At 43.6% G+C, this 22,768-nt stretch carries 18 protein-coding genes and 1 pseudogene; 12 read left to right on the top strand and 7 right to left on the bottom strand.

Features of this window, described 5'->3' with window-relative positions; all coding sequences use genetic code 11:
* The first annotated feature begins 51 nt into the window (after positions 1-51).
* Positions 52-1,815, top strand: coding sequence for a hypothetical protein (locus tag ACFFRD_RS29445; protein WP_392479242.1), 1,764 nt, complete (start codon positions 52-54; stop codon positions 1,813-1,815).
* Positions 1,816-1,909: 94 nt separating this feature from the next.
* Here the strand turns inward: ACFFRD_RS29445 and ACFFRD_RS29440 are convergent, their stop codons facing one another.
* The 3 genes from ACFFRD_RS29440 to ACFFRD_RS29430 all read right to left on the bottom strand — a co-directional run bounded on the left by ACFFRD_RS29440 (position 1,910) and on the right by ACFFRD_RS29430 (position 5,933).
* On the bottom strand, positions 1,910-2,938 hold the full coding sequence (locus tag ACFFRD_RS29440) for an aspartate carbamoyltransferase catalytic subunit (RefSeq protein ID WP_179074569.1): 1,029 nt from the start codon (positions 2,936-2,938) through the stop codon (positions 1,910-1,912).
* 108 nt (positions 2,939-3,046) lie between these two features.
* Positions 3,047-4,399, bottom strand: a complete 1,353-nt coding sequence (mgtE, locus tag ACFFRD_RS29435; RefSeq protein WP_392479239.1) for a magnesium transporter — start codon at positions 4,397-4,399, stop codon at positions 3,047-3,049.
* Between the two features lie 571 nt (positions 4,400-4,970).
* A complete protein-coding gene (locus tag ACFFRD_RS29430) occupies positions 4,971-5,933 on the bottom strand; it encodes a TauD/TfdA family dioxygenase (RefSeq protein WP_190962183.1) in 963 nt (320 codons plus the stop codon).
* A gap of 636 nt (positions 5,934-6,569) precedes the next feature.
* Between ACFFRD_RS29430 and ACFFRD_RS29425 the strand changes: the two genes are divergently transcribed.
* The 4 genes and pseudogenes from ACFFRD_RS29425 (at position 6,570) to ACFFRD_RS29410 (ending at position 12,646) form a co-directional block, all read left to right on the top strand.
* Complete coding sequence (locus tag ACFFRD_RS29425) at positions 6,570-8,246, top strand: FAD-dependent oxidoreductase (protein ID WP_392479237.1); 1,677 nt, start codon at positions 6,570-6,572, stop codon at positions 8,244-8,246.
* 13 nt (positions 8,247-8,259) lie between these two features.
* Entirely contained in the window at positions 8,260-8,601 is a 342-nt protein-coding gene (locus ACFFRD_RS29420) for a 4Fe-4S binding protein (protein ID WP_392479235.1), read from the top strand.
* Positions 8,602-9,030: 429 nt separating this feature from the next.
* On the top strand, positions 9,031-12,237 hold the full coding sequence (locus ACFFRD_RS29415) for a glycoside hydrolase family 15 protein (protein ID WP_392479233.1): 3,207 nt from the start codon (positions 9,031-9,033) through the stop codon (positions 12,235-12,237).
* 31 nt (positions 12,238-12,268) lie between these two features.
* Positions 12,269-12,646: pseudogene (locus ACFFRD_RS29410) on the top strand (GxxExxY protein).
* A gap of 149 nt (positions 12,647-12,795) precedes the next feature.
* Here the strand turns inward: ACFFRD_RS29410 and ACFFRD_RS29405 are convergent.
* Positions 12,796-13,110 carry a YkvA family protein gene (locus ACFFRD_RS29405; protein ID WP_114083370.1) on the bottom strand — a complete coding sequence of 105 codons (315 nt, stop codon included), beginning with the start codon at positions 13,108-13,110 and terminating at the stop codon, positions 12,796-12,798.
* Positions 13,111-13,474: 364 nt separating this feature from the next.
* Between ACFFRD_RS29405 and ACFFRD_RS29400 the strand changes: the two genes are divergently transcribed.
* From ACFFRD_RS29400 to ACFFRD_RS29390, 3 genes are all read left to right on the top strand, one after another.
* Entirely contained in the window at positions 13,475-14,203 is a 729-nt protein-coding gene (locus ACFFRD_RS29400; protein WP_179074575.1) for a MotA/TolQ/ExbB proton channel family protein, read from the top strand.
* Between the two features lie 39 nt (positions 14,204-14,242).
* The gene (locus ACFFRD_RS29395) at positions 14,243-14,923 is read left to right on the top strand and encodes a biopolymer transporter ExbD (protein WP_392479230.1); all 681 of its coding nucleotides are present in this window, start codon (positions 14,243-14,245) and stop codon (positions 14,921-14,923) included.
* Between the two features lie 346 nt (positions 14,924-15,269).
* The gene (locus tag ACFFRD_RS29390; RefSeq protein ID WP_012411457.1) at positions 15,270-15,632 is read left to right on the top strand and encodes a phage holin family protein; all 363 of its coding nucleotides are present in this window, start codon (positions 15,270-15,272) and stop codon (positions 15,630-15,632) included.
* A 65-nt stretch (positions 15,633-15,697) separates the two neighbouring features.
* Here the strand turns inward: ACFFRD_RS29390 and psb29 are convergent, their stop codons facing one another.
* Positions 15,698-16,405, bottom strand: a complete 708-nt coding sequence (psb29, locus tag ACFFRD_RS29385; protein WP_392479228.1) for a photosystem II biogenesis protein Psp29 — start codon at positions 16,403-16,405, stop codon at positions 15,698-15,700.
* A 204-nt stretch (positions 16,406-16,609) separates the two neighbouring features.
* On the opposite strand from psb29, the gene ACFFRD_RS29380 reads away from it, so the two are divergent.
* Complete coding sequence (locus ACFFRD_RS29380; protein ID WP_392479226.1) at positions 16,610-17,215, top strand: chromophore lyase CpcT/CpeT; 606 nt, start codon at positions 16,610-16,612, stop codon at positions 17,213-17,215.
* Positions 17,216-17,270: 55 nt separating this feature from the next.
* On the opposite strand, the gene ACFFRD_RS29375 is transcribed toward ACFFRD_RS29380, so the two are convergent.
* Entirely contained in the window at positions 17,271-17,639 is a 369-nt protein-coding gene (locus tag ACFFRD_RS29375) for an STAS domain-containing protein (protein ID WP_114083376.1), read from the bottom strand.
* Between the two features lie 262 nt (positions 17,640-17,901).
* Complete coding sequence (gene hemF / locus ACFFRD_RS29370) at positions 17,902-18,945, bottom strand: oxygen-dependent coproporphyrinogen oxidase (protein WP_392479224.1); 1,044 nt, start codon at positions 18,943-18,945, stop codon at positions 17,902-17,904.
* A 308-nt stretch (positions 18,946-19,253) separates the two neighbouring features.
* Here hemF and ACFFRD_RS29365 point away from each other — a divergent pair, with 308 nt between their 5' ends.
* The 3 genes from ACFFRD_RS29365 (at position 19,254) to rodA (ending at position 22,715) form a co-directional block, all read left to right on the top strand.
* Positions 19,254-19,778: an SRPBCC family protein gene (locus ACFFRD_RS29365; protein ID WP_114083378.1), complete on the top strand. Its 525-nt coding sequence runs from the start codon at positions 19,254-19,256 to the stop codon at positions 19,776-19,778.
* Between the two features lie 357 nt (positions 19,779-20,135).
* Entirely contained in the window at positions 20,136-21,206 is a 1,071-nt protein-coding gene (locus tag ACFFRD_RS29360; protein WP_392479221.1) for an Mrp/NBP35 family ATP-binding protein, read from the top strand.
* A gap of 195 nt (positions 21,207-21,401) precedes the next feature.
* Positions 21,402-22,715 carry a rod shape-determining protein RodA gene (gene rodA / locus ACFFRD_RS29355; RefSeq protein ID WP_392479219.1) on the top strand — a complete coding sequence of 438 codons (1,314 nt, stop codon included), beginning with the start codon at positions 21,402-21,404 and terminating at the stop codon, positions 22,713-22,715.
* Positions 22,716-22,768 lie beyond the last annotated feature (53 nt).

Raw genomic sequence — 22,768 nt, 5'->3', positions numbered from 1 at the left:
CATCCTCTTAAAAATAATCAAAACAATATAGAAGTTAAGCGGGAAAGCTCTATGAAAGTAGCAGTCCAGCACGAAGATTTACAGCTTTTAGCCAAGACTTTGCAGGAACAATTGCTTGTAGAAGTCTCATCGGCTGAAGTCTTCGAGGTTAAGTGTGCCGTCAATAAAGACGGGTTAATGATTTTAACGCAACATGAATCAGATGTAATAGCTGACGCTCAGACAATCTTTGCAGTCATTGAGGAAGTACTTCAGTCTTTAGCACCCCACAGAGAACAGCGAGTGCAATGTTTCCTCAGAGTTTCTGGTGAACAACTCCCTTATGCCAAATGTTTTCTACCCCTGAAGCAGACGAGAGGATGGGGAGATGAGGAAGTAGTGGGAGCAGGGGAGGCAGGGGGAGCAGAGGGGCAATACTTTTATCCTATTTCTTCATCTGCTTTGACTTATTCTCCATCACTTGATGAGACAGAAGAAGAGGAACTGTTTGATCCGTTTGCAGATGCGCCGAATTTGCCGACTTCAAAAGCATTCGTAATCAAACCCATGCTGCTGGGTGTAGCCTTAGCGGGAATTGTCGTCTTAGGCAGTGGTGCTTACTTCTTGACTCGCCCTTGTGTAATGTCGGAGTGTAAAGAAATACAAAATGCCGAGCGATTAAAAACAAAATATCCACAATTGATACGCCGTGCTAAGTCTGAACAAGAATTAGTAGCCGTACAACAGCAACTTGCGGCAGCTAGTACAGCCTTGAATGTAATTCCTAGTTGGTCGCCTCGTTCCCAGGTATCAGAAGAACTAAAAGCAAGTTTGTCTGGACGATCAGAAAAAATCAACCAGGTAGTCAAGGCTTTGCAGATAGGATCTTTGGCGACACAAAAAGTTCAAACTCCTGCATCTAGCCTAGAGGAATTACAAGCTAGACAACATTTATGGCGACAGGCTATAGCACCACTAGAAACTATAAGTCCCGACAGTGAACTCTATGGGCTAGTGCAAGGGAAATTGATTAATTATCGAGTTCGTTTGCACGCTGTAAATCAGCAGATATTTACTGAGGAAAAATGGCTAAAAAAACTAACAGCAGCAAAAGCTGTAGCTAGTGCTGCCGAAAAGCAAGAAGGTACTGCTAAATCTTTGAATGATTGGCAAAAGGTGCGGTCTACTTGGCTGGTGGCGATTAATGCTTTGAATAGTATTCCCTTAACTAGCCCTAGATACCAAGAAGCTGAAAAGCTGTTGGCAGATTATAAACCTAAACTGATGGCGGCACGCGATCGCGCGACTAAGGAACAATTAGCTGTTAAAACCTACCAACAAGTTCTTAGCACCGCCAAGCAAGCCAAGCTTTATGAGCAACAAAACCAATGGCAAGCAGCCGCTACATACTGGGAGCAGGCTTTACAAACTGTTAAAAAAATTTCCCAAGATAGCTTGTACTACACTCAAGCTCAGTCACTCATCGAACCCTATTCAATAGCCCTTAAACAAGCACAAGAAAAAATACAAGTTGTTAGTAGTTTGCAACAAACCCGCACTGATTTGGATAAAACCTGTATTAATGAAATTCAGATTTGTACCTTTACCATAGACAATGCAGGAATCATTGTCCGTTTAACTTCTGAGTATGACCAAGTAAGACAAAATAACTTGGCTAATCCTTATTCTGAGAATTCTAGTACTGCTGTTGATATTACCAATCACTTGCAAATCTTACGAGAAGCTCTAGCTGTAATTAGTGACAATGCCAACCTGTCCCTTATCCTTTATGATTCTCAAGGTCAGGTAATTTATACTCGGACTTTGGGTCAGTAAGGTAAAAAAGTTAGGAGTTAGGAATATATCGGAACTGGATAGAATGCAGAAGTGTAAAATCTGCCAATTATCAGGTAAAAATGTATTGTCAGGATTAAGCTTTGCCGCTACCTAACAAATATAGTAGCGCCATGCGAACGGCGATACCGCTAGTAACTTGCGATTGAATAAGACTAAATTCTGGATCATCCATCAATTCAGAACTAATTTCAACACCACGGTTAACGGGGCCGGGATGCAAAACTTTAACATTAGGTTTACAAAGTTGCAATTTTGTACGTGTAATACCAAATAGCTGATGATATTCTCGCAAACTTGGCAATAAATGAGCCGTCATACGCTCTTTTTGTAGGCGCAGAGTCATCACAAAGTCGGCATCTTGTAAAGCTGGTTCTAGCTGCCAATGTAGAAAAAGTGGCGGAGTGGGAAAGTGGGGGGATAACTCCTGACTTCTGACTCCTAATTCTTCAGAAATGTACTCGGCAAATAATTTGGGTAAGAGAGTTGGTGGTGCTGCCAGATGGACTTCGGCCCCACTGGCAATTAAACTCCAAATATTCGATCGCGCCACGCGAGAATGAAGAATATCTCCAACAATGGCAATCTTTTTCCCCTTTAAAAGTTCCAGTCGGGGACTAGCTGGGTCAATTAGAGTAGTTATGGTAAATAAATCTAGCAGTGCTTGGGAAGGATGCTCATGTTGACCATCACCAGCATTAAGGACACTAACTCGTACACCTAGACGATCCATTTCAGCCGCGATCGCATTTGGTACTCCTGCCTCTCGATGGCGGACTACCATAATATCAGTTCCCATTGCCAAATAGGTCTTCGCCGTATCGAGAATTGTTTCTCCCTTAGTCATTGAAGATGTGGCTGCGGCGAAGTTGAGTGTATCCGCACTTAAGCGTTTCGCCGCGAGTTCAAAACTACTGCGAGTCCGGGTAGAAGATTCAAAAAATAAATTCGCCACCACCTGTCCCTGCAAAGTTGGCACTTTCTTCGTCCGCCGCGATAGCACTTCTTGAAAAGAAGCCGCAGTTTGCAAAACTGTATCGTATTCAGTGGTAGTGAAGTCGGCTAGGGAGAGAATGTGATGACGATTCCAGGTGGTAGTAGGCATATTTGGGGACTGGGGACTGGGGACTGGTGATTGGGAACTGGAGGACTGGGGAAGATAAGGGAGAAATAATCAATGCCCTATATACCCCATGCCCTATGCCCAACACCTTCACGTTGGTAAATGGAAAACGTTTAAAGCTAGAGAAATTAGGCTAAGGAACGTTAGAAACCCAATTGTATCTAGCATTGTAGTCACTAACGGGCCACTAACTAAAGCAGGGTCAAGTTTTAAGCGTGTCAAACCCATTGGCAATAAAGTGCCGAGTGTAACAGCCACAATTGTATTAGTTGCCATTACCATTCCAGCAATTAAAGCTACCCATCGTTCTTGGGGTCGCGCCCAAATTAGGGAAAGCAGGAACATCGTTGTGGCTAAAGCTACGGCTGTACCTAAACCAGCTAGAAGTTCCTTGCGGAGAATTTTTAAGGTATCTTTGGATGTTACTTCTCCCACTCCCAAGCCGCGAATTGTCACCGTTAATGATTGAATACCGACAGTACCACCAGTGTTAGAAAAAATTGGCATGATGACTGCTAGCACTGGCACTGCGGCAATTACAGATTGAAAAGGCGCGATCGCACTGGCTGCACCAATATACATAGCCATGATGCCCAACAGCCAAGGTAAGCGGTTGCGGATGGTGAGTAGGGGAGAGGATAAAGCCGCTTCATCACCACTCACACCCGCCAGTTTTTGAATATCTTCTGTGGCTTCTTCTTCTAAAATATCCATGACATCATCAATGGTGACGATGCCAACCAATCGGTCTTCCCGATCAACTACGGGGATAGCGATTAAGTCGTAGCGCTGCATGATTCGCGCCACTTCTTCTTGAGGAGTTTCAGTTCTAACTTTGATGACGCGATCGCTAGAAATATCCTTGATGAAAACGTCGGGAAAGGTAAATAGCAACTGGCGCAGTGAAACTACTCTCACCAGCGTCCGGTTATCATCAGTGACGTAGGCGTAATAAATAGACTCCTTATCTTCATCCTGACGGCGGATTTTACTTAGGGCTTCACCTACAGTCAATCCTTGCCGCAACCGGACATATTCGGTTGTCATCACCCGGCCAGCAGTACCTTCTGGATAGCCGAGAATCGTTGCTGTTGCTTGCCTTTGTTCTGGACTCAGTTCTTGCAATAGCCGTTTGATTACCCCAGCAGGTAATTCATCAAACAATTCTGCCCGTTCGTCGGGACTCATGGCTTCTACAAGTTGCACTACTTGAACATCATGCAGAGAATTAATTAGTTCTTCCTGCACCTCTGTAGGCAGATATTCAAATACATCGATTGCCTGACCTTTGTTGAGTAAACGGAATGCGATCGCGCGTTGTTTTTCAGGCAATTGTGTAATGTAATCTCCCACATCCACAGGTTGCAAGCGATTTAAATCCCACTTCAACTGGTTTAAATCGGTAGTATCAGTAAGCAAATCACGAATATCTTGTGTGAGCATGAGATATATCTCCTAAGTCTCCCCCGCGCTGGGAGACTTCCTCGCCAGCTCAGAGGAGGTTGATACTGCCATCTGGTGGACTATTGCCCATAAAATTTCAACAATTCAATATCGATATCTAAATTAAGGCATTGCTAGTCATCATCCTAACCCGGAATCGCACTCTCAGGTAGACACTGAATATTAGCATTCAGTATCTATAATATTTATGACTAATTTAATTGCCCTAAAATTTAGGTAATTTCTGTGTACTTAAAGTAGATTTTACTACTGCTAGAAGCTATGTCAAGCCAATCAAGGAATTTACTCGCAAAATTCACAGAGTTAAAATATTTACAAACTTAATAAGTAGTCTTTTGTATCAAGCAACTTCATGCATAGTTACCTGGACAAAATTGAAGAATTCTGTTTGGATAAAGGCTGATATACAAGAAATATAATCCACGGCAATCAAAAAAAAGATTCTATTATTCTATTAAATGCTGGTGAATATACAAAAAAATCTATTTAGGAACTTCAATAATGGGCTGCGTCAGGCAGATGCACGCAGCCCGGTTTAGTATTTTGTGGTTTACGAAAGTACTGGTTGTGCTTCCAGATTTTGGGCTTTTTGCTTGAAGACGGTTGGTACTTCTGCGCTGAACGCTTCACCTTGAACCACTTCTGAGCGGAAACCATCAACCCCAACTGGAACATCGCCAGTAATAGTGGTGCGATAGAGGAGACGCTCGACATCCAAATGATCTAAATCTTGAGGAGCCAAATGCACTGTGGCGCGGTTGTCCCAGAAGGCGATATCACCATTGTTCCAACGGAAACGGGTGGTGTAAGCAGGCTTGGTGATTTGGTTGAAGAACAATTCCAGCAGCAGGTTGCTCTCTTGTGGTGACACGTCAACAATGTGCGAGGTAAAGCCAGGGTTAACGAACAACGCACGCTCACCAGTCTCAGGATGAACCCTAACAACTGGGTGGATTGAGACTAGTGGATTGACAGCAATACGCTCGGTGAACTTGCTGTTGCGGGGCTGATGCTTACCTCCATTGAAGCGATGTTCAGCTTTCAATGTGTCTGCTAGCGCCCGTAAAGGTGCTGACAAACCCTCATAAGCTGCAACTAGATTACTCCACTGGGTGTCACCACCGAAGCTAGGAACATTAACTGCACGCAAAATTGACGCTGCTGGTGGGTTAATTGCCGCAGTCACGTCTGTGTGCCAGGGGCCTCCACTGCGGAAACCATATTGCTTTTCATAGAGCCTACGGTCTACGGGTTTGATCTGCGGAAATCCCGCAACTGGTTCAGGCTCTCCAAGTGGATGCGCGAAAGTCACTTCGCCAAAACGAGATGTGAACTCAACCTGGGCAGCATGATCGATGTTCTGACCACGGAAGAACACAACTTTCCACTTTAATAGTGCTTTGCGAATTTCTTTGACTTCATCATCATTCAGAGGACGCGAAAGATTCACGCCGCTGATTTCAGCACCAATAAAACCAGCTACTTGTTTGACTTCAATATGCTTGTAGCCCATGTAGACTCTCCAAAGTTTGATTTATAAGGTGGTGTCCGCACTCGTCCTTTTCTTTTGGAATATTGCTATCCACTACAAGCAATATTCCAAAGGAAGCGGTCGTAGTTTTTAGAATCATACACTAAATCGATCGAATTGCCGTAGTATAATGCAAATATATTTTTAGACTGCTGAAATAACAGGAAGTTCATAGCGTCTCATTTGTTAAAGATGCGTGCGTGCTGCCAGCTTATCTACATAGCACTCTACTAAGTCTGGTCATGGTGATATTGGTGTGAGCCGATATGTCATTACCCCTCACGAGAATGGAAACTTTTACCACAGTTCTAACCGGATAAGACATTAATTCGTAACACTTAATGTTTGTAAAACTAATAATTAGTGTATCATGTGAACTGTAATTTGCCTTACACATTCTTTGTATAGATTATGCAAACTCTATCTACTGCATAAGTATTTATCACGAACTGCGTACACCAGGACGGATGAAAAAGGGACTGGTACAGCAAAGCGGAATTCAAAATTAAAGAACTCTTAGGGACTGAGTTAAGAAATCAACACGCTACTCAAATTCCCTCTAACAGAACTTTTCCAAGTCAAAGTATGAAGTTGACTGCCAAAAAGGAGGACAAAGAATTGCTAACAGCCTATAGCGAAAATGAACTGCAATTAACTGCCGACGTGCTGGTAATTGGTGGCGGCCCTGCCGCAGCATGGGCAGCATGGGCAGCCGCATCAGAAGGTGTCAAAGTAATCATTGTTGATAAAGGTTTTCTAGGTACGAGCGGTGCAGCTGCTGCCAGTGGTAATGGCATCATGGCTCCTTCTCCAGAAAATTGGGACAAAGTTTTATGGGAGCGTTATCGCGTAGGAAAAAACCTAGCTAACTTACGTTGGATCGAGCGTGTAATCGAAAAAACTTGGCTCAGTTTGCCTTTAGTTGAAAAGTGGGGCTATCGTTTTCCCAAAGAAAATGGGGAATCCGTGCGCCAGAGTTATTATGGCCCCGAATATATGCGGGTACTTCGCAAAAACCTATTGCGTGTTGGGGTGCAGATTCTTGACCAAAGTCCTGCTCTAGAGCTTTTATTGGCTGATGACGGCTCGGTGGCTGGAGCAAGAGGTGTGCAGAGACAAAATCATCGTACCTATACTGTTCGCGCTGGTGCAGTAGTCCTGGCCAATGGTGGTTGTGCATTCTTGAGTAAAGCATTAGGGTGCAATACCAATACAGGTGATGGAATGCTGATGGCAGTAGAAGCTGGCGGTGAACTCTCCAGTATGGAAGCTTCTAATCACTATGCCATTTCGACTGCTTTTAATGCCACTGTAACAAGGGGTGTTCCCTTTGGTTGGGCTAGTTACAGCGATGAAGCAGGCAACGATCTTGGTGGCTATGTCAATGGTCGTCGCGATCCATCGTTTCTTCCCAATGCCCTCCTGAAAGGCTCCGTTTATGCTCGTTTGGATCGAGCTACACCTGAAGTCAAGGCGGTGATTGAAAAGTCTCATTTCATATCTTTTTTACCCTATAAAAAAGCTGGCATTGACCCCTATACAGAACGAGTGCCTGTAACACTGATTTTAGAAGGTACAGTCCGTGGTACGGGTGGAATTCGGATTGTGAATGATAGTTGCGGTACAAAGGTTCCTGGCCTCTACGCCGCCGGTGATGCTGCATCGCGGGAGTTTTTAGCAGGTTTAGCTTCTGGGGGTGGTGGCCCCAATGCGGCCTGGGCAATCTCCACAGGACAATGGGCTGGAGTTGGCGCGGCTGAATTTGCGAAGAGTCTTGGCGCTTATGCTCATGAACGGGTGGTGCATCCTGCTGGTCAAGCCGGATTGCGTAGTCCATCGCAGTCTCCCACATCTGAAACATTCGATAGCGAGGCGATCGTGCGCGGCGTACAAGCGCAGATGTTCCCCTTAGAGAAGAATTACTTGCGCTGTGAGCAGGGACTTTTGGATTCCCTGGCCAAATTAGAAACGTTGTGGCAGCAGGTAAAGACGAACCCGAAACAAGATACAGTGCGCGATGTGGAATTTTCTCGGCGAGCGGCTGCTCTCACGGCTGTAGCGCGATGGGCATATTTTAGTGCTTTACATCGCACGGAAACCCGCAGCGAACATATTCGCATGGACTATCCTGAAACCGATCCAAATCAGCGTTATTATCAGGCAACCGGCGGCTTAGATCGTCTATGGGTGAGGCGTGATTGGCTAACGGATGCCATCGCCTACGACGAGCAGAACGCGATCGCTACAGCACCAGTACCAAACACTCAAACCACACCCTCTGTATCAAAGTCGTAGCAGGAGCAGTATCATGATCGAGCTTGTCAGTCATAAACTCTGTATCAATTGCAATCTGTGCGTCCAAGTATGTCCTACCAATGTTTTTGAGTCCGTATCTAACCAACCACCTGCGATCGCTCGACAAGAAGACTGTCAAACTTGTTTCATGTGTGAGGCTTATTGTCCTGCGGATGCACTCTATGTTGCGCCCCAATCTCATACCAATGTTGCAGTCAATGAGGATGATTTAATTGAAAGTGGCATCATGGGTGAATATCGTCGCATCTTGGGTTGGGGGTATGGCAGAAAAAACAATAGTGAATTGGATACTGCTCATCAACTGCGCCAACTGCCGCGCCCCTATCAAAGTTAATTTGAGTGTGGTAGCGACCTCAATTAATTGAAAACCTGCAAGTCACACCAATAACTGCTTCTTTTAGATGCTCTATCTTACTAGCACCAATTACCGTTGTTGGTGCTAGTAAGATAGGGCAATTTGTCTTAGTTTAACGCCGCGTTTTTGAGCTGATTCTACGACGCAATCAACGATCGCATCGCCCCAAAAAGGACTCCCAATAATAATTTTCGCTATCCTAAGTATAAAACAACCTAAGTAAATAGTGTTTTAGTTTGCGATCGCTAAAATTAAGTACCCAGAGGCGTATTAACAAGAGATAATAATAAACTCACACCACCCTTAGCTGTTGTCCCATCAACCATTACAGAAATTATTCTGGCTTGGTTTAGGTAATTCACTTGACAGTCACAGGGTCGAATTTTGCAAGTTGTTCTGAACCAAACCATGAAAACATCTACCAAATTGCTAACTCGCCTGGACTATTACTACCAGCAAATCAAAACGATTATCCTGACTCGGCAGAATCCGATTACTGGTTTACTACCTGCGAGTACAGCGATTACAGCCCACGGCGATTATACAGATGCCTGGGTGCGAGACAATGTTTACAGCATTTTGGCAGTTTGGGGTTTAGGGCTTGCATACCGCAAGATTGACGACGACAAAGGACGCACCTATGAACTAGAACACAGTGTCATCAAACTGATGCGCGGGTTGCTATTTGCAATGATGCGACAGGCTCATAAAGTAGAGACATTTAAACATACTCAGTCGCTACTAGATGGACTGCACGCTAAATATAATACTGCGACTGGTGATATTGTTGTTGGTGATGACGAATGGGGACATTTGCAACTTGATGCCACATCTATATTTTTGCTGATGTTGGCGCAAATGACGGCTGCGGGATTGCCAATAATTTATACAATTGATGAAGTAAATTTTGTCCAAAATTTGGTTTACTACATTGGACGAGCTTACCGCACTCCAGATTACGGCATTTGGGAACGTGGTAATAAAATTAATCGTGGTAATGCTGAGTTAAATGCCAGTTCCGTAGGTATGGCAAAAGCTGCTTTAGAAGCTATCAATGGGCTGGATTTGTTTGGTGTGCGTGGTAGTCAAGCATCGGTGATTCATGTGCTACCAGATGAAATTGCCCGCGCCCGAATTACTCTAGAATCGTTATTACCGAGAGAATCTGGTTCCAAAGAAATTGATGCGGCGCTGTTAAGTATTATTAGTTATCCTGCCTTTGCAGTGGAAGATTTGGAATTACGCGATCGCACTCTAAACGATATTATCAATAAACTCGCAGGTAAATACGGCTGCAAACGCTTTTTGCGTGATGGACACCAGACGGTTTTAGAAGATAATCAGCGCTTGCACTACGAACCGTGGGAACTCAAGCAATTTGAGCATATTGAATGCGAATGGCCCTTATTTTTCACTTATTTAGTTTTAGATGGATTATTTTGCGGTGAGCAAGAACAAGTTAAAAAATACCAAGAACTTTTAGAATCATTACTTATAGAACAAGATGGTTTGCGTTTATTGCCAGAACTATATTATGTCCCAGCCGAAAACATAGAAGCAGAAAAGTTAGCACCCCAAACGCAACCACGTTTACCCAATGAAAATATTCCTTTGGTGTGGGCGCAGAGTTTATATTTTCTTAGTCAAATGTTGAGTGAAGGGTTGCTAGCAGTTGGTGATATCGACCCTTTGGGAAGACATTTGTGCGTGGGAAAACAGCGCGAATCATTGGTACAAATTGCGTTGTTAGCAGAAGATGAAGATTTACAAAAAAAACTAGAAGTTCATGGGATTGAAACACAAACGCCTACCCAAGTTGAACCGATTCAAGTGAGAAAAGCTGGAGAATTTTCAGCTATTTATACGCAAATTGGCCGTAATGAAAAACTTGGTTTAACTGGGCGACCAGTTCGACGGCTGCGGAGTTTGACAACATCTAGAATCTTTCGGATTCGTGGTGAAACAATTGTATTTTTGCCTTCATTTTCAGACTCTCAACAATTTTACTTAACCCTTGATTACCATTTTCTGTTAGATCAAATTAGAAGCGAACTAGCTTATATTCAAAAATACTGGAGCGATTTAGGTCGTCCTACTCTGACTTTAATGTTGACGCACACCATGTTAGAAATCGGTTCTGAAGCATTACTAGAACTGATGCAAGAACTAAAAGATGGTGTTTGTAACGGTGTGCAAGTGAAATTAGGGCGGCTAAATCAGCTAATGTTAACAGCCGGAATCCAAAGAATTGATTTTCTTCCCAATGCAGAATTCTCGCGATCGCCAGTGAGAAATGCTGGCCCACGTTGCTATTATTTGGCTTATCATCCTGAGAAAAACTGGCGCTTAGGGCATACTCAAGAATTTCAGATGGAGTATGAAACTAACTTTGCATTATTACTTTCTTATTTACGTTCATCAGAGAATATTTACGAGCAAATTGAGTTATTGCAAACCTTAACTCGCTTGCAGGGAATGGAATTTGATACGGGATATGGTGGCCCAGGATATCGCGTCACCGTTGCTGATTTACTCGATGAAGTTTATACCAAAGCTGGAGATTTAGGTATTTGGGCAGTGGTACGTCGGGCTGCGGGATTACGGCAAATGGTTGATATCAGCCTCTCAGATGCAGTCACAAGTATTTTGGTAAGGGGTAAGCAAATTGCTGTGGGTAAAGCTTACAGCGAAGCGTCCTTGATTAGCGTACCCATGTCCCATGATGAAATTGCCGATAAAATTAATCATTTTTGTCGTGAAGATATCCGCGATCGCGTCCTAACCCAAGAAATTTTAATCTATCTTGGTATCTTAATTCGCTCAGAATCCCAATTATTTCAGGGACTACTAACGCTGAGAGTCGGCTATCTCATCTTATTGATCACCAGCGAACTAGCACAGGAATTGCATGTCACTCAAGATGAAGCTTACGATCGCTTAATGCAACTTTCACCCTTTGAAGTGAAAATGCGCTTGCGTCAGGTATTAACTGGATATACTGGCATGAGTAACCTGTTACGCCAACAAGAATCACTGCACGTCAAGCAAAAAGAAAGTGATATTGCTTGGGTGGTGTTACCAGGAATCGCTGAAGAAATAGAAGTTCCACCAGGTGGTTGGCGGCGGTTTCGTCAAGCCGAAGGTGCGACGGGGCGCGTACCAAAAGACTTTTTCAAGCAGGTTTGGCTATTAATGCAACATTGCAAGGGTCTAGTAATTGGGGATAAACTAGAGCGCCGCAATCGTTTAGATAGTGAGATAATGTTGTCCGAGATGACAGCAGGGGAAAGAAATTTTGCTCTCTTGGTTGAGCATTTGCTGAATAAAATCGAAGCTCCAGAATATCGCCAAGTTAATATTGAAGCATTAATCGAATTAGGAGCGATCGCAGCTAATAATCCCAAGCTGCAAATCGAAGAATATATTGTGTTAGATGTGTTGATTGGACACGCGGTGCGATTAGCGTGGTTAGAGAATCATAGTCAACGCAGCGATCGCTATGATGAGGATAAGGCGAGTGCGTGGCGATCGTTTTACAATACCTCTCCTAGAGATTGTGCTAGTTATATTTTGAAGGCTTTCCGTTTCTTAACAGAGTTTGTGAAAGATTTTTAAACGCAAAGGGAAGCGCAGAGGTTCGCAGAGGATGAGAGAGAATGAGTTGAGTGGGGTGATTATTGGGTGTGCGATGAGGGTGCATACTGCTTTGGGACCTGGTTTGTTGGAGTCGGCTTATGAGGAGTGTTTGAATTATGAGTTGAACAAAGCCGGGTTGAATGTTGGTAAGCAAATTCCATTGCCTTTGGTTTACCAAGATGTGCAATTAGAATGCGTTTATCGATTAGATTTGATAGTCGAAAACAAAGTAATTGTAGAGATTAAATCTGTAGAATCTTTCCACCCGATTCACTCAGTTTAACTTCTAACCTATCTCAAACTAGCAAACTGCAAACTAGGTCTTCTCCTCAACTTTAACGTCCTCCACCTTAAAGAAGGCATTAAACGCGTAGCCGACAACCTCTAACTCCCCCTCTCACTCCCTCTCACTGCCTCTCATCCTCCGCGAACCTCCGCGCTTCCCTCCGCGCCCCTACCCTGCGGGAAGGCGAAGCGCCTATGCGTTAAAAAAAATATCCCCCACCTCAAATTCCAAAAGCAGGGGTTTTATTAAAACTACTTAACAGAAACAGCATCAACATCAATAGTGCTTGCACTTGAGGTAGAACCCTCAGTAGTATTAGGCACTTCATTATCCACATCACCCTTACGAGCCTTCCAGCCCTCAATTACTAGCCCAGACACCTCAGAAACTAGCAGAGTCAAAAGGAAAACATCATCAATCTGTCCCACAACGGGTATAAAATCTGGGAGAACATCAAATGGGCTGACCAAATAGACCAACGTTCCTAAAATAACCCACCAACGGTACTTGGGGTTACGGAGTACATCGCGATACCAGGTGTAAAGTGATTGGATTGAAAATTTCATATTTTGAACCTCCAGTTATCTTTAATTTTGACAAATAATCCTAAAAATTCCCGGTGGGAATAACCGTCCTAGTTAGTCGAGAAGACGCTACTCCTAATCTGTCATCAAAAACCTATTTTGTAATTATCCATAAGAGTTTAATACCGCAAGGGTTTGACAAATTAGACAGTGATTGTATTAATTCGGGATTATGCAACCCAGCAGCAAGTTTGTCCACCAGTCGAAGTCCAATACCCCATGCTTACACTATCTTTTTAGCTTTTCGAGAAATTTATATTTTGGAAGTCCCTCATTTTGCATTAATCTCTAGAATTAAAATGCCTTAGCACATTTGCTCTAGTCATGGAGGGAGGAAACTTAAACAGTGGATATTTTAGATTTATTTTATAAGGGCGGGCCAGCGATGTGGCCTTTACTTGTCCTGTCGATTCTATCTTTGAGTGTGATTTTTGAGCGTCTGTGGTTCTGGTTGCGAATTTTGACTCAGGAAAAGCAAATAGTTGATCGCATTCTGGATGCAGCCCAGGATAATTGGCAAGAAGCTGCTGACATTGCCAAACAAGCAAGCCATCAACCTGTCGGGCGTTTTCTTTATGCCCCCTTACGTTTTCCAAAAACTGATGTGGAAACCTTTCGACTAGCACTTGAGGCTACAGCAGAAGATGAATTGGCTGGAATGCGGCGGGGCGAAAAGCTTTTAGAAGCTGTGATTGCCCTCGCGCCCCTGCTGGGATTATTGGGTACTGTTTTAGGTTTAATTCATTCTCTGCGCTCAATTCGGATTGGCGATTTGGGAACTGAATCTACCGCCGGGGTGACTACTGGTATTGGTGAATCCTTAATTAGTACGGCAACTGGGTTAATAGTTGCCATTATTAGCTTGGTATTTTATCGCCTATTTCAAAGTTTTGTAGTCAACCAAGTCAAAGTTTTTCGGAAAGCAGGGAATGAGATGGAATTACTCTACCGCCAATCTCCCCCTGATTTTAGTAATATTACATCACCAATTGTCCGGGAAAATTTCACTCCACCCCGCAAGCCAGGAAAGACTAGGTTGCCTGAACCTCCTGAACCCCCGAATTTACCTAATTAGTCAAGAATTAAACCCCAAGCAGGCGATTAAATTGAGAAAATGAAAGTTAATCTACATACCCCAATTGAAGAAGTCCAAATTCAAATCATCCCTTTAATTGATGTCGTTTTTTGTATACTGACGTTTTTTTTGTTGGCGGCTTTACAATTTACACGGCAACAGGCAATAAATGTTGATTTGCCCAAAGCCAGCCCTAGTACAGTATCTGCAATAACATCACAGAGCGGAAGTCTGATTGTAACTATCGATGCCGTTGGCAATACTTACATAGAAAAACAGCCTGTAAAACGCGATGATTTGGGAGCGAGACTAAAACAGTATCTCCAAGCAAACCCCAGTGCTATTGTGGTGCTAAATGCTTCGCGGACAGCAACTTACAATGATGTAATTGAGACATTGGATTTGCTACGGCAAGTAGGAGGCGATCGCGTTTCTTTAGGAATTATTCCTGGCCCATCTCAACCACTCACAAACTCACTCAATCAGCCGAATATCCCCTCTTTCCCAGTCAATCCTGGTATAGCGCCAGTTCCAGGCATCAATCCCGAAGGGAATATTACCCCTAAATTTCCCTTAGCACCTAATTCCGTACCCTTACCTGGTGTAAGTCAGCCTCCAACCGAGCAAGGCATCAGTCCTATCAATCCTGGTATTTCCAACCCACCAGCATCCCAAGCCCCTGTAGCACCCAAACAAACGCAACCACCTCTTAAAAGATGAAATAGGGAGCAGAGGGGCAGGGAGCAGAGGGGCAGGGAGCAGAGGGGCAGGGGGCAAGGGAGCAGAGGGGCAGGGGGCAAGGGAGCAGGGGGACAAGGGGACAAGTCTCTCTCCTGCTCCCCCTCTTCCTTGTATCTTCTTTATACCCCTGCTCCCCTGCTTCCTGCCCGTCTGCCCCCTTTTCCCCTGGAGCTTTTTCTCAATCCTAAAGATATCTAAAACAAAATTCGGTTAGCAATGAAATTTCTGCTAACTTACAAATAATTGGTTGAGCTTTAAAGATTTTTCCACCGATAAACTGAAGGAATTTATCACCAATTGCCATTCACGTTTCAGGGGTTGTGGCATGAATATCGTTACGCTTTTAATTGTTTGGGTAGTAACAGCTATCAGCCTGTTGATAATTAGTAAATTACCTTTAGGAGTTGAAATTGATACTCCTGGTAAAGCCTTTCTTTCTGCCGCAGTGCTTGGTATCGTGACGGCAATAGTCAGACCGATTTTAAGCCTCGTTTTTGCAGTCCCCAATTTACTTACACTGGACTTACTATCCGGCATTTTCACATTTATGATTGCCGTAGTTTGCTTTAGTATTGCTGCTTGGTTAGTAGAGGGCTTTCGCTTACGTTACGGTATTTGGAGTGCTGTTATTGGAGCATTTACGCTGACTATAATTAACAGCTTAATCTACAAATTATTGGGTGTTTAAAATCAATAGTGATGAGCTAGAAGTTAGGATTTAGTTGTTAATAACTCCTAACTCCTAACTCCTAACTATTCGTTGGAACTTGGGGGAGCAACGGGAGTCGTTGATTGCTGTTTACGTTGTTCGCGTTTTTTGCGATCGGCTGAGAGCATATCTGCCATTACTACCAGCGCTTGCGCCATCTTATCTAGGTTAGAACGGTATAATTCCAAATCCTTGTTGAGTTTGTCATCAGATACGTGCAAGCCAGCTGCGATCGCTTTTAGCGCCTCAGTTAGTTGCTTTTCATCTTTGACTAATTCCGGATCTGACTGTTCTAATAACGAAAATAAACCAATTGCGAACAAACGGTTGTATTTAAAGTTAGGATTGTTGGCGATCGCTTGCAGTTGTGTTTGCAAGTCAGCATCTCTATCTAAGTAAGTAGTTTGGGCTAGCCACCCAATTAAATCTTTAACAGGCAAACCTTTAGCTACAGCTTGCAATCTTTGGGCATCGTGTCGATAGCGTTGTGGATCTGTTTCTATAGCCTGACATAAGGCGTTAAAAATTGATTCTTGATCCCGTTCTGGTTGATAGCCTTCCATGAAGCGGTCAAAAGTTGTGACGACACCCAAGGCATAAATTGGATTGTAGCTAAAATCGATATTTACTGACAGCAGATGCATTTCTACCATCAATTCTTCTACTACCCGACGATAAATAGTGTTAATCGGACGGGTGTGAAGATTGTAAAAAGTTCGTTTTGTATCAGAGACAGTACGGACGTTATTCACAAAGAAAATGTTAAGGGCGACGTATCTTTATTTTCTCGCTTAAAGGCGACTTTGCCAAGTTGAGCTTTTGACTTGTGACGGTTTCATCTACAATATAAACAAATCAAAAGTATTTTATAAGCTAGTAACCACAGGGAATTAAGACCTTTTCCTCTAAAAAACTAGCCAGAAATATTTCTCCTTAATGATTTTTTTATTGAATTTATGAACTTCTCGCCACAGTTAATTGCTTTAGGTGAGTACCTAGCTGGTGAATTTGATAATCGGGAACAAGCTATAGAAGAACCAGTTTGGTATGTGCATCTCCGAATGTGGCAAAGACCAGTGAATTTGTTCACAGAAGATAGCATCACCTTGTTTGCCGAACAAGCTAGCGTGATTAACCTAGATAAACCTTACCGTCAGCGAATTATGCGGTTGCGTCATGGTAGCAACTCTGACACATCTCTGGAAGTACAATACTATATACCTCAAAATCCAGATGCATTAAGAGGCGCAGGCAATAACCCTGCTCTACTGAACACACTTACACCCGAACAATTAGATTTACTACCAGGTTGTATCCTAACAGTGACTCACGAAGCATTAGCTGGCGATCGCTATAAGTTTACCGCCACACCACAACCAGAGACTCGTTGCAGCTTTACTTATCTTGGTAATAGCATCTATGTTTCCTTGGGGTTTGAAACCACTGTGGCAGAATTTCACAGCTACGACAAAGGAATTGATCCAGCAACTGGAAAAGCAACTTGGGGAGCGATTATGGGCCCTTATCGCTACACCAAGCGGAATCAGTATTCAATAAGATAAACCTATCATTCATAAGTTACGAGTTATGAAGTTTCTATTAACTCCTAACTCTTTTTTAGCTAGCTATACTACGAGGTACACCTTCTAAAGCTTCATCTTCTGTTTCAAAGATTTCAAAGACAGTATCCATCATCGTCACTTCAAACACGAGTTTGGCTTCTGGATGTACATTGCAGATGCGGAAACTGCCCTTGACTTTATCAGCATCACGCATTCCAGCTACCAAAGACGTGAGACCAGAACTATCAATAAAATTCACCTGAGCCAGATTTACAACTACATGGCGGCTGAGTTTGGAAATACACTCTTGTAATTTCAGGCGAAATTGCCAAGCAGTGGTAATGTCTAGGCGACCTGCTGGTGTTAGGACAATAACGGTGTTTCCGTCTTGGGTTGTATAAGTTTTTTGGTCTATATGAATCACTAAAGCCCTCCCCGTGGCATTCCTCTTAAGATTAGGTAGTTACAGAATTGTCTAACGCTGTCACTTGAGATTAACAAGCTATAGCTAAAATTGTCACCTTTTTCTGCTAAGTGCTTAACTTTAGTAGTTTAACTCACTAAATCAGTACTGAGTAGCAATTTTAAACGAGGAGTGGCAGAGACTAGGAAAATGAGGGAGATAGGGAAAAACTCCTAACTCCTAACTCAGCACAGGCTAAATGCTCCGCTATCCATGTACAGCACTATTGAGGCGGTGTCCAGTTGATCCAATCTTGAGGCTTAAGGAAGGTTTCATACAACTCGGCTTCGGGTGTATTGGGTTCCGGTTGATAGCCGTATTCCCAGCGCACTAAAGGCGGTAAAGACATGAGAATTGATTCGGTGCGTCCGTTTGTTTGCAGACCAAAAATAGTACCTCGGTCATAAACCAAGTTAAATTCTACATACCGTCCCCGGCGATAGAGTTGAAAATTCCGTTGGCGATCGCCATATTCCATCCCATGCCGCCGTTCTACAATAGGTACGTAGGCTGGTAAAAATGCTCTACCACAGTCTTGCACAAAAGCAAACAAATCTTCCCAATTGCGGGTTGCTGGTGTTCCCACCTGGTTGCTATGAATAGCCGCTTTCCCATCGGGGTTTGGTCCGCGATATAAAGCACCTTGACCATCTTGGTAATCAAAAAACAAACCGCCTACGCCTCGTGTCTCATCACGATGCTTGAGGTAAAAATATTCATCACACCACTTCTTAAATACTGGGTAATAATCTGGGTGGTGTTTGTCACAAGCTTGTTTTAATGTTTTGTGTAAATGTGCCGCATCTTCGGCAAACGGGTAATAAGGTGTCAAGTCAAGACCACCACCAAACCACCACACTGGCCCCGCTTCAAAGTAGCGATAATTTAGATGAACTGTTGGCACGTAAGGATTGTGAGGATGTAATACCATTGAAGTACCCGTGGCATAAAAGCCATGTCCTGCGGCTTCAGGGCGTTGGGTTAAAATTGAGGCTGGCAAATGGGAACCCCAAACTTCAGAAAAGTTTACACCTGCTTGTTCAAATATTGCACCTTCTCGCAGCACGCGCGATCGCCCTCCACCCCCTTCAGGGCGTTCCCAACTATCTTCATTAAACTTAGCCACACCATCTAGTTTTGACAATGATTCAGTAATTTCGTCTTGCAGTTGTTTCATAAACTGACTGACTCTCATCTGAGCGTCAGGTGCTGGCAAAGACTTGGATGATTCTGCTGCTACAGTTGGTGTTTGCGAGTTGGTCAACATAGATTCCCGAACCTAAATTACAATTTCCAGAAAGCCACAAATTTCTTAATTTGAAAAATTTGGGGGAAACACGCGCCAACAATCAAGCTCTATTTGCCCAACCCGCTTTTTTCTTACTGGTTAAGCATTTATACGATTGATGGCCATCACTAGAGTTATTTTCCCTCAAATGCGTATAGGCTTGTATATTGACTGAGTTTTATTTTGTTAATTTTAACTATTTCGCTCATTTGGTATTTCAGGAACTGAGCGTAGTTGCACACAATACCAGAGTTGCCAGAAAGTGTCTAGGGAGGAGGATTAGGAAAATGCAAGATTGGTTATCCAAATTCATCCACCGCAAACGTCGTCGGTTTTGCGCTTCTCTGGTGCGGACATATCGAGAGATTAGTTCTGCTTCTGTAGATGAACTGTGGCAAAAAGTTGCTGACTTAACAGATGTTTCCTGGCATCCACTACTTAAGAGTACTAATGTACCCTACGGATTAGTACCCAAACCAGGATTGATTTTTCATGCTGTAACACGCTTTTCGCCAATTCCCATCCGTATTTTTGTGGAGCGTGTCAATCACAAGGAGATGCTGAGTATCCGAGTGCTGGCAATTCCAGGAATAGAAGAACGGGTGACTTATCAAGTAGAGTCAACTGTTTGTGGCACTTGTTTATCTTATTCTGTAACGCTACGGGGGTGGTTATCGCCCCTGATTTGGTCTTTATCCCGTCCTTATGTAGACCGCGTAGCACGGTCTTTAGTAGAAGCAGCAGAAAAAACGGCATTGCCAACGGTATCTGGGAAGAAGAAATCTCTTGATGACAGTTGTTTTGATTTTTAGATAAAGGGGTGTAGGCAGAGGGAGAAGAGGAGTGTGGGGAGTGTGGGGAGTGTGGGGAGTGTGGGGGGTAAGACTTCTTCCCCATCCTCCCACACTTCCCACACCTCCCACACCTCCCACACCTCCCACACTTCCCACACTTCCCACACCCCTTGGATTTCTCACAAGTGAGAAATCCAGGCTAATGCCCAATGCCCAAAGAAAGTTAAGATTCTATTAGGTAATAATGCCATTTGCTAAGTTTTATTACGGCATTGACAGTGAAAACACTAAGCTGACCTTACTTCAGAAAACATCGAGTTAATAGCTAAGATGTTCGCCACAAGTGTATTTATTCATTTTGAATTTTGAATTTTTATGTACGATGTCCTCGATTCTCGCTCTGTCCTAGAAATTTTGCGTCCAGTGGAAGACCCAGAACTCCGCAAAAGTCTGGTGGAACTGAATATGATTCGCAACGTCAAAATTGACGGTGGTAAGGTTAGTTTCACTTTAGTGTTAACCACTCCTGCCTGTCCTTTACGTGAATTTATCGTCGAAGACTGTCAGAAAGCTGTTAAAAAACTCCCAGGCGTTACAGATGTCAGCATAGAAGTAACCGCAGAAACACCGCAACAAAAAAGTTTACCCGATCGCACTGGTATTTCTGGCGTAAAAAATATTATTGCTGTTTCCAGTGGCAAAGGTGGTGTTGGTAAAAGTACGGTGGCGGTGAATGTAGCAGTGGCTCTAGCTCAAACTGGGGCGAAAGTTGGGTTGTTAGACGCTGATATTTACGGCCCCAACGATCCCACTATGCTAGGTCTAGCTGATGCCCAAATTGTGGTACGTTCCACAGAAACAGGTGACATTCTGGAACCTGCTTTTAATCACGGTGTCAAATTAGTTTCAATGGGCTTTTTGATTGACCGAGATCAACCAGTCATTTGGCGGGGCCCTATGCTCAATGGCGTAATTCGCCAGTTTCTCTATCAAGTGCAATGGGGAGAACTGGATTATTTGATTGTAGATATGCCACCGGGAACCGGAGATGCTCAGTTAACTTTAACTCAAGCAGTGCCAATGGCCGGGGCGGTAATTGTCACCACACCGCAAAATGTAGCCCTATTAGATTCTCGCAAGGGATTGCGAATGTTTCAGCAAATGAATGTCCCGGTATTGGGGATCGTGGAAAATATGAGCTATTTTATCCCCCCCGATCAACCAGATAAGCACTATGACATCTTTGGTTCCGGTGGAGGCTCCAAAACCGCCGCAGAATTGGGAGTGCCACTGCTGGGGTGCGTACCACTAGAGATTTCCACACGAGTTGGTGGTGACAGTGGTGTGCCCATAGTTGTTGGTGATCCCGATTCAGCTTCGGCAAAAGCATTAACTGCGATCGCTCTTACCATTGCTGGTAAAGTATCAGTTGCTGCGTTGACATAATTAATTTTTAATTTCTATCTGCTTCCTGGGCTATGTCCTGGGAATACTAAAAATGGGAAATGGGGAATGGGGAATGGGGAATGGAGAAAAGGAAAACAAAAGACAAGTCAACAGATCACAACTTTAGAGAGACAACGAAAATAACCAATTCCCAATTCCCAATTCCCAACACTTCAAAAAGTCTAAATTGGCACAATGTTATTAAAACGATCGCTCCCCAAAATTCGCTGGAAGTCTTGGGTTAAGCCCTGGCAAAATGTAGATTGGCTACTATTTTGTTTGCCAGTTGCTGTCAGTATCTTTGGTGGCATCATGATCCTCAGTACGGAACTGAAGCAGCCAGTAACTGACTGGTGGTGGCACTGGATGGTAGCGGGTATCGGTGTGCTTATAGCCCTCTTTTTATCTCGCATCCGCTACGAACTCTTAATGCAGTGGCACTGGGTAACATACTCACTAACGAATTTCAGCTTAATCGCGGTGATGATTGCTGGTACTAGCGCTAAAGGGGCACAGAGGTGGATTAGTATCGCCGGCTTTAACGTGCAACCCTCAGAATTTGCCAAAGTCGGCATGATCGTTACCTTAGCAGCTTTGCTACACAGGCGTACTGCTTCTAGCCTTGAAGGTGTTTTCCGGGTTCTGGCAATTACCGCCATACCTTGGGGATTAGTATTTTTGCAGCCAGATTTAGCAACATCATTGGTATTTGGTGCGATCGTCTTAGGAATGCTTTATTGGGCAAATGCTAACCCAGGCTGGTTAATTCTGCTGATTTCTCCTGTGGTTGCGGCCATTTTGTTTAGTATATCTTGGCCTTTATCAGAGCCAATAATTTTATTCAAAGAACTATCTTTTGGCCCATTGGGAATAGTTTGGTCATTTGCGATGGCCATTTTGGGCTGGCAAACTCTCCCTTGGCGTAGATTTGGTTGCAGTGCGATCGGTGCGTGGACTCTCAATATAATGGGTGGCGAATTAGGAGTCTTCGCTTGGAACCATATTCTAAAACCATATCAAAAAGCTCGGCTAACTGTATTCATGGACCCCGATCACGATCCACTCGGTGCTGGGTATCACTTAATCCAATCTCGTATTGCCATTGGTGCTGGTGAGATTTGGGGATGGGGTCTGTTCAAGGGGCCAATGACGCAACTGAATTTTGTACCCGAACAGCATACAGACTTTATTTTCTCCGCAGTCGGAGAAGAATTCGGTTTTGTTGGTTGTTTGTTAGTGCTGTTTGTCTTCTGCTTAATTTGCCTCCGTCTGCTGCATGTTGCCCAAACCGCCAAAGATAACTTTGGTTCCTTGTTGGCTATTGGCGTTTTGTCTATGATCGTGTTTCAGTTGATTGTGAACGTTGGCATGACTGTAGGTTTAGCACCTGTGGCAGGAATACCTTTACCTTGGATGAGTTATGGACGTTCTGCTATGCTGACCAACTTCATTTCCTTGGGAATAGTAGAATCGGTAGCAAATTTTCGCCAAAGGCAGAAGTATTATTGATTCGTCATTAGTCATTTGTCAGAACCAACGACAAATGACTAATAACAAGTATT

This window comes from Nostoc sp. C110, assembly GCF_043099725.1.
In the GTDB taxonomy this organism is placed as follows: Bacteria; Cyanobacteriota; Cyanobacteriia; order Cyanobacteriales; family Nostocaceae; genus Nostoc; species Nostoc muscorum_A.
The sequence above is the reverse complement of the archived record's forward strand: the minus strand, read 5'-3'. Positions and strand labels throughout refer to the sequence as shown.

Coding starts and splice junctions, on each gene's coding strand:
- ACFFRD_RS29445 (WP_392479242.1), top strand. CDS start 52: ATGAAAGTAGCAGTCCAGCACGAAGATTTACAGCTTTTAGCCAAGACT.
- ACFFRD_RS29440 (WP_179074569.1), bottom strand. CDS start 2,938: ATGCCTACTACCACCTGGAATCGTCATCACATTCTCTCCCTAGCCGAC.
- mgtE (WP_392479239.1), bottom strand. CDS start 4,399: ATGCTCACACAAGATATTCGTGATTTGCTTACTGATACTACCGATTTA.
- ACFFRD_RS29430 (WP_190962183.1), bottom strand. CDS start 5,933: ATGGGCTACAAGCATATTGAAGTCAAACAAGTAGCTGGTTTTATTGGT.
- ACFFRD_RS29420 (WP_392479235.1), top strand. CDS start 8,260: ATGATCGAGCTTGTCAGTCATAAACTCTGTATCAATTGCAATCTGTGC.
- ACFFRD_RS29415 (WP_392479233.1), top strand. CDS start 9,031: ATGAAAACATCTACCAAATTGCTAACTCGCCTGGACTATTACTACCAG.
- ACFFRD_RS29405 (WP_114083370.1), bottom strand. CDS start 13,110: ATGAAATTTTCAATCCAATCACTTTACACCTGGTATCGCGATGTACTC.
- ACFFRD_RS29395 (WP_392479230.1), top strand. CDS start 14,243: ATGAAAGTTAATCTACATACCCCAATTGAAGAAGTCCAAATTCAAATC.
- ACFFRD_RS29390 (WP_012411457.1), top strand. CDS start 15,270: ATGAATATCGTTACGCTTTTAATTGTTTGGGTAGTAACAGCTATCAGC.
- ACFFRD_RS29380 (WP_392479226.1), top strand. CDS start 16,610: ATGAACTTCTCGCCACAGTTAATTGCTTTAGGTGAGTACCTAGCTGGT.
- hemF (WP_392479224.1), bottom strand. CDS start 18,945: ATGTTGACCAACTCGCAAACACCAACTGTAGCAGCAGAATCATCCAAG.
- ACFFRD_RS29365 (WP_114083378.1), top strand. CDS start 19,254: ATGCAAGATTGGTTATCCAAATTCATCCACCGCAAACGTCGTCGGTTT.
- ACFFRD_RS29360 (WP_392479221.1), top strand. CDS start 20,136: ATGTACGATGTCCTCGATTCTCGCTCTGTCCTAGAAATTTTGCGTCCA.
- rodA (WP_392479219.1), top strand. CDS start 21,402: ATGTTATTAAAACGATCGCTCCCCAAAATTCGCTGGAAGTCTTGGGTT.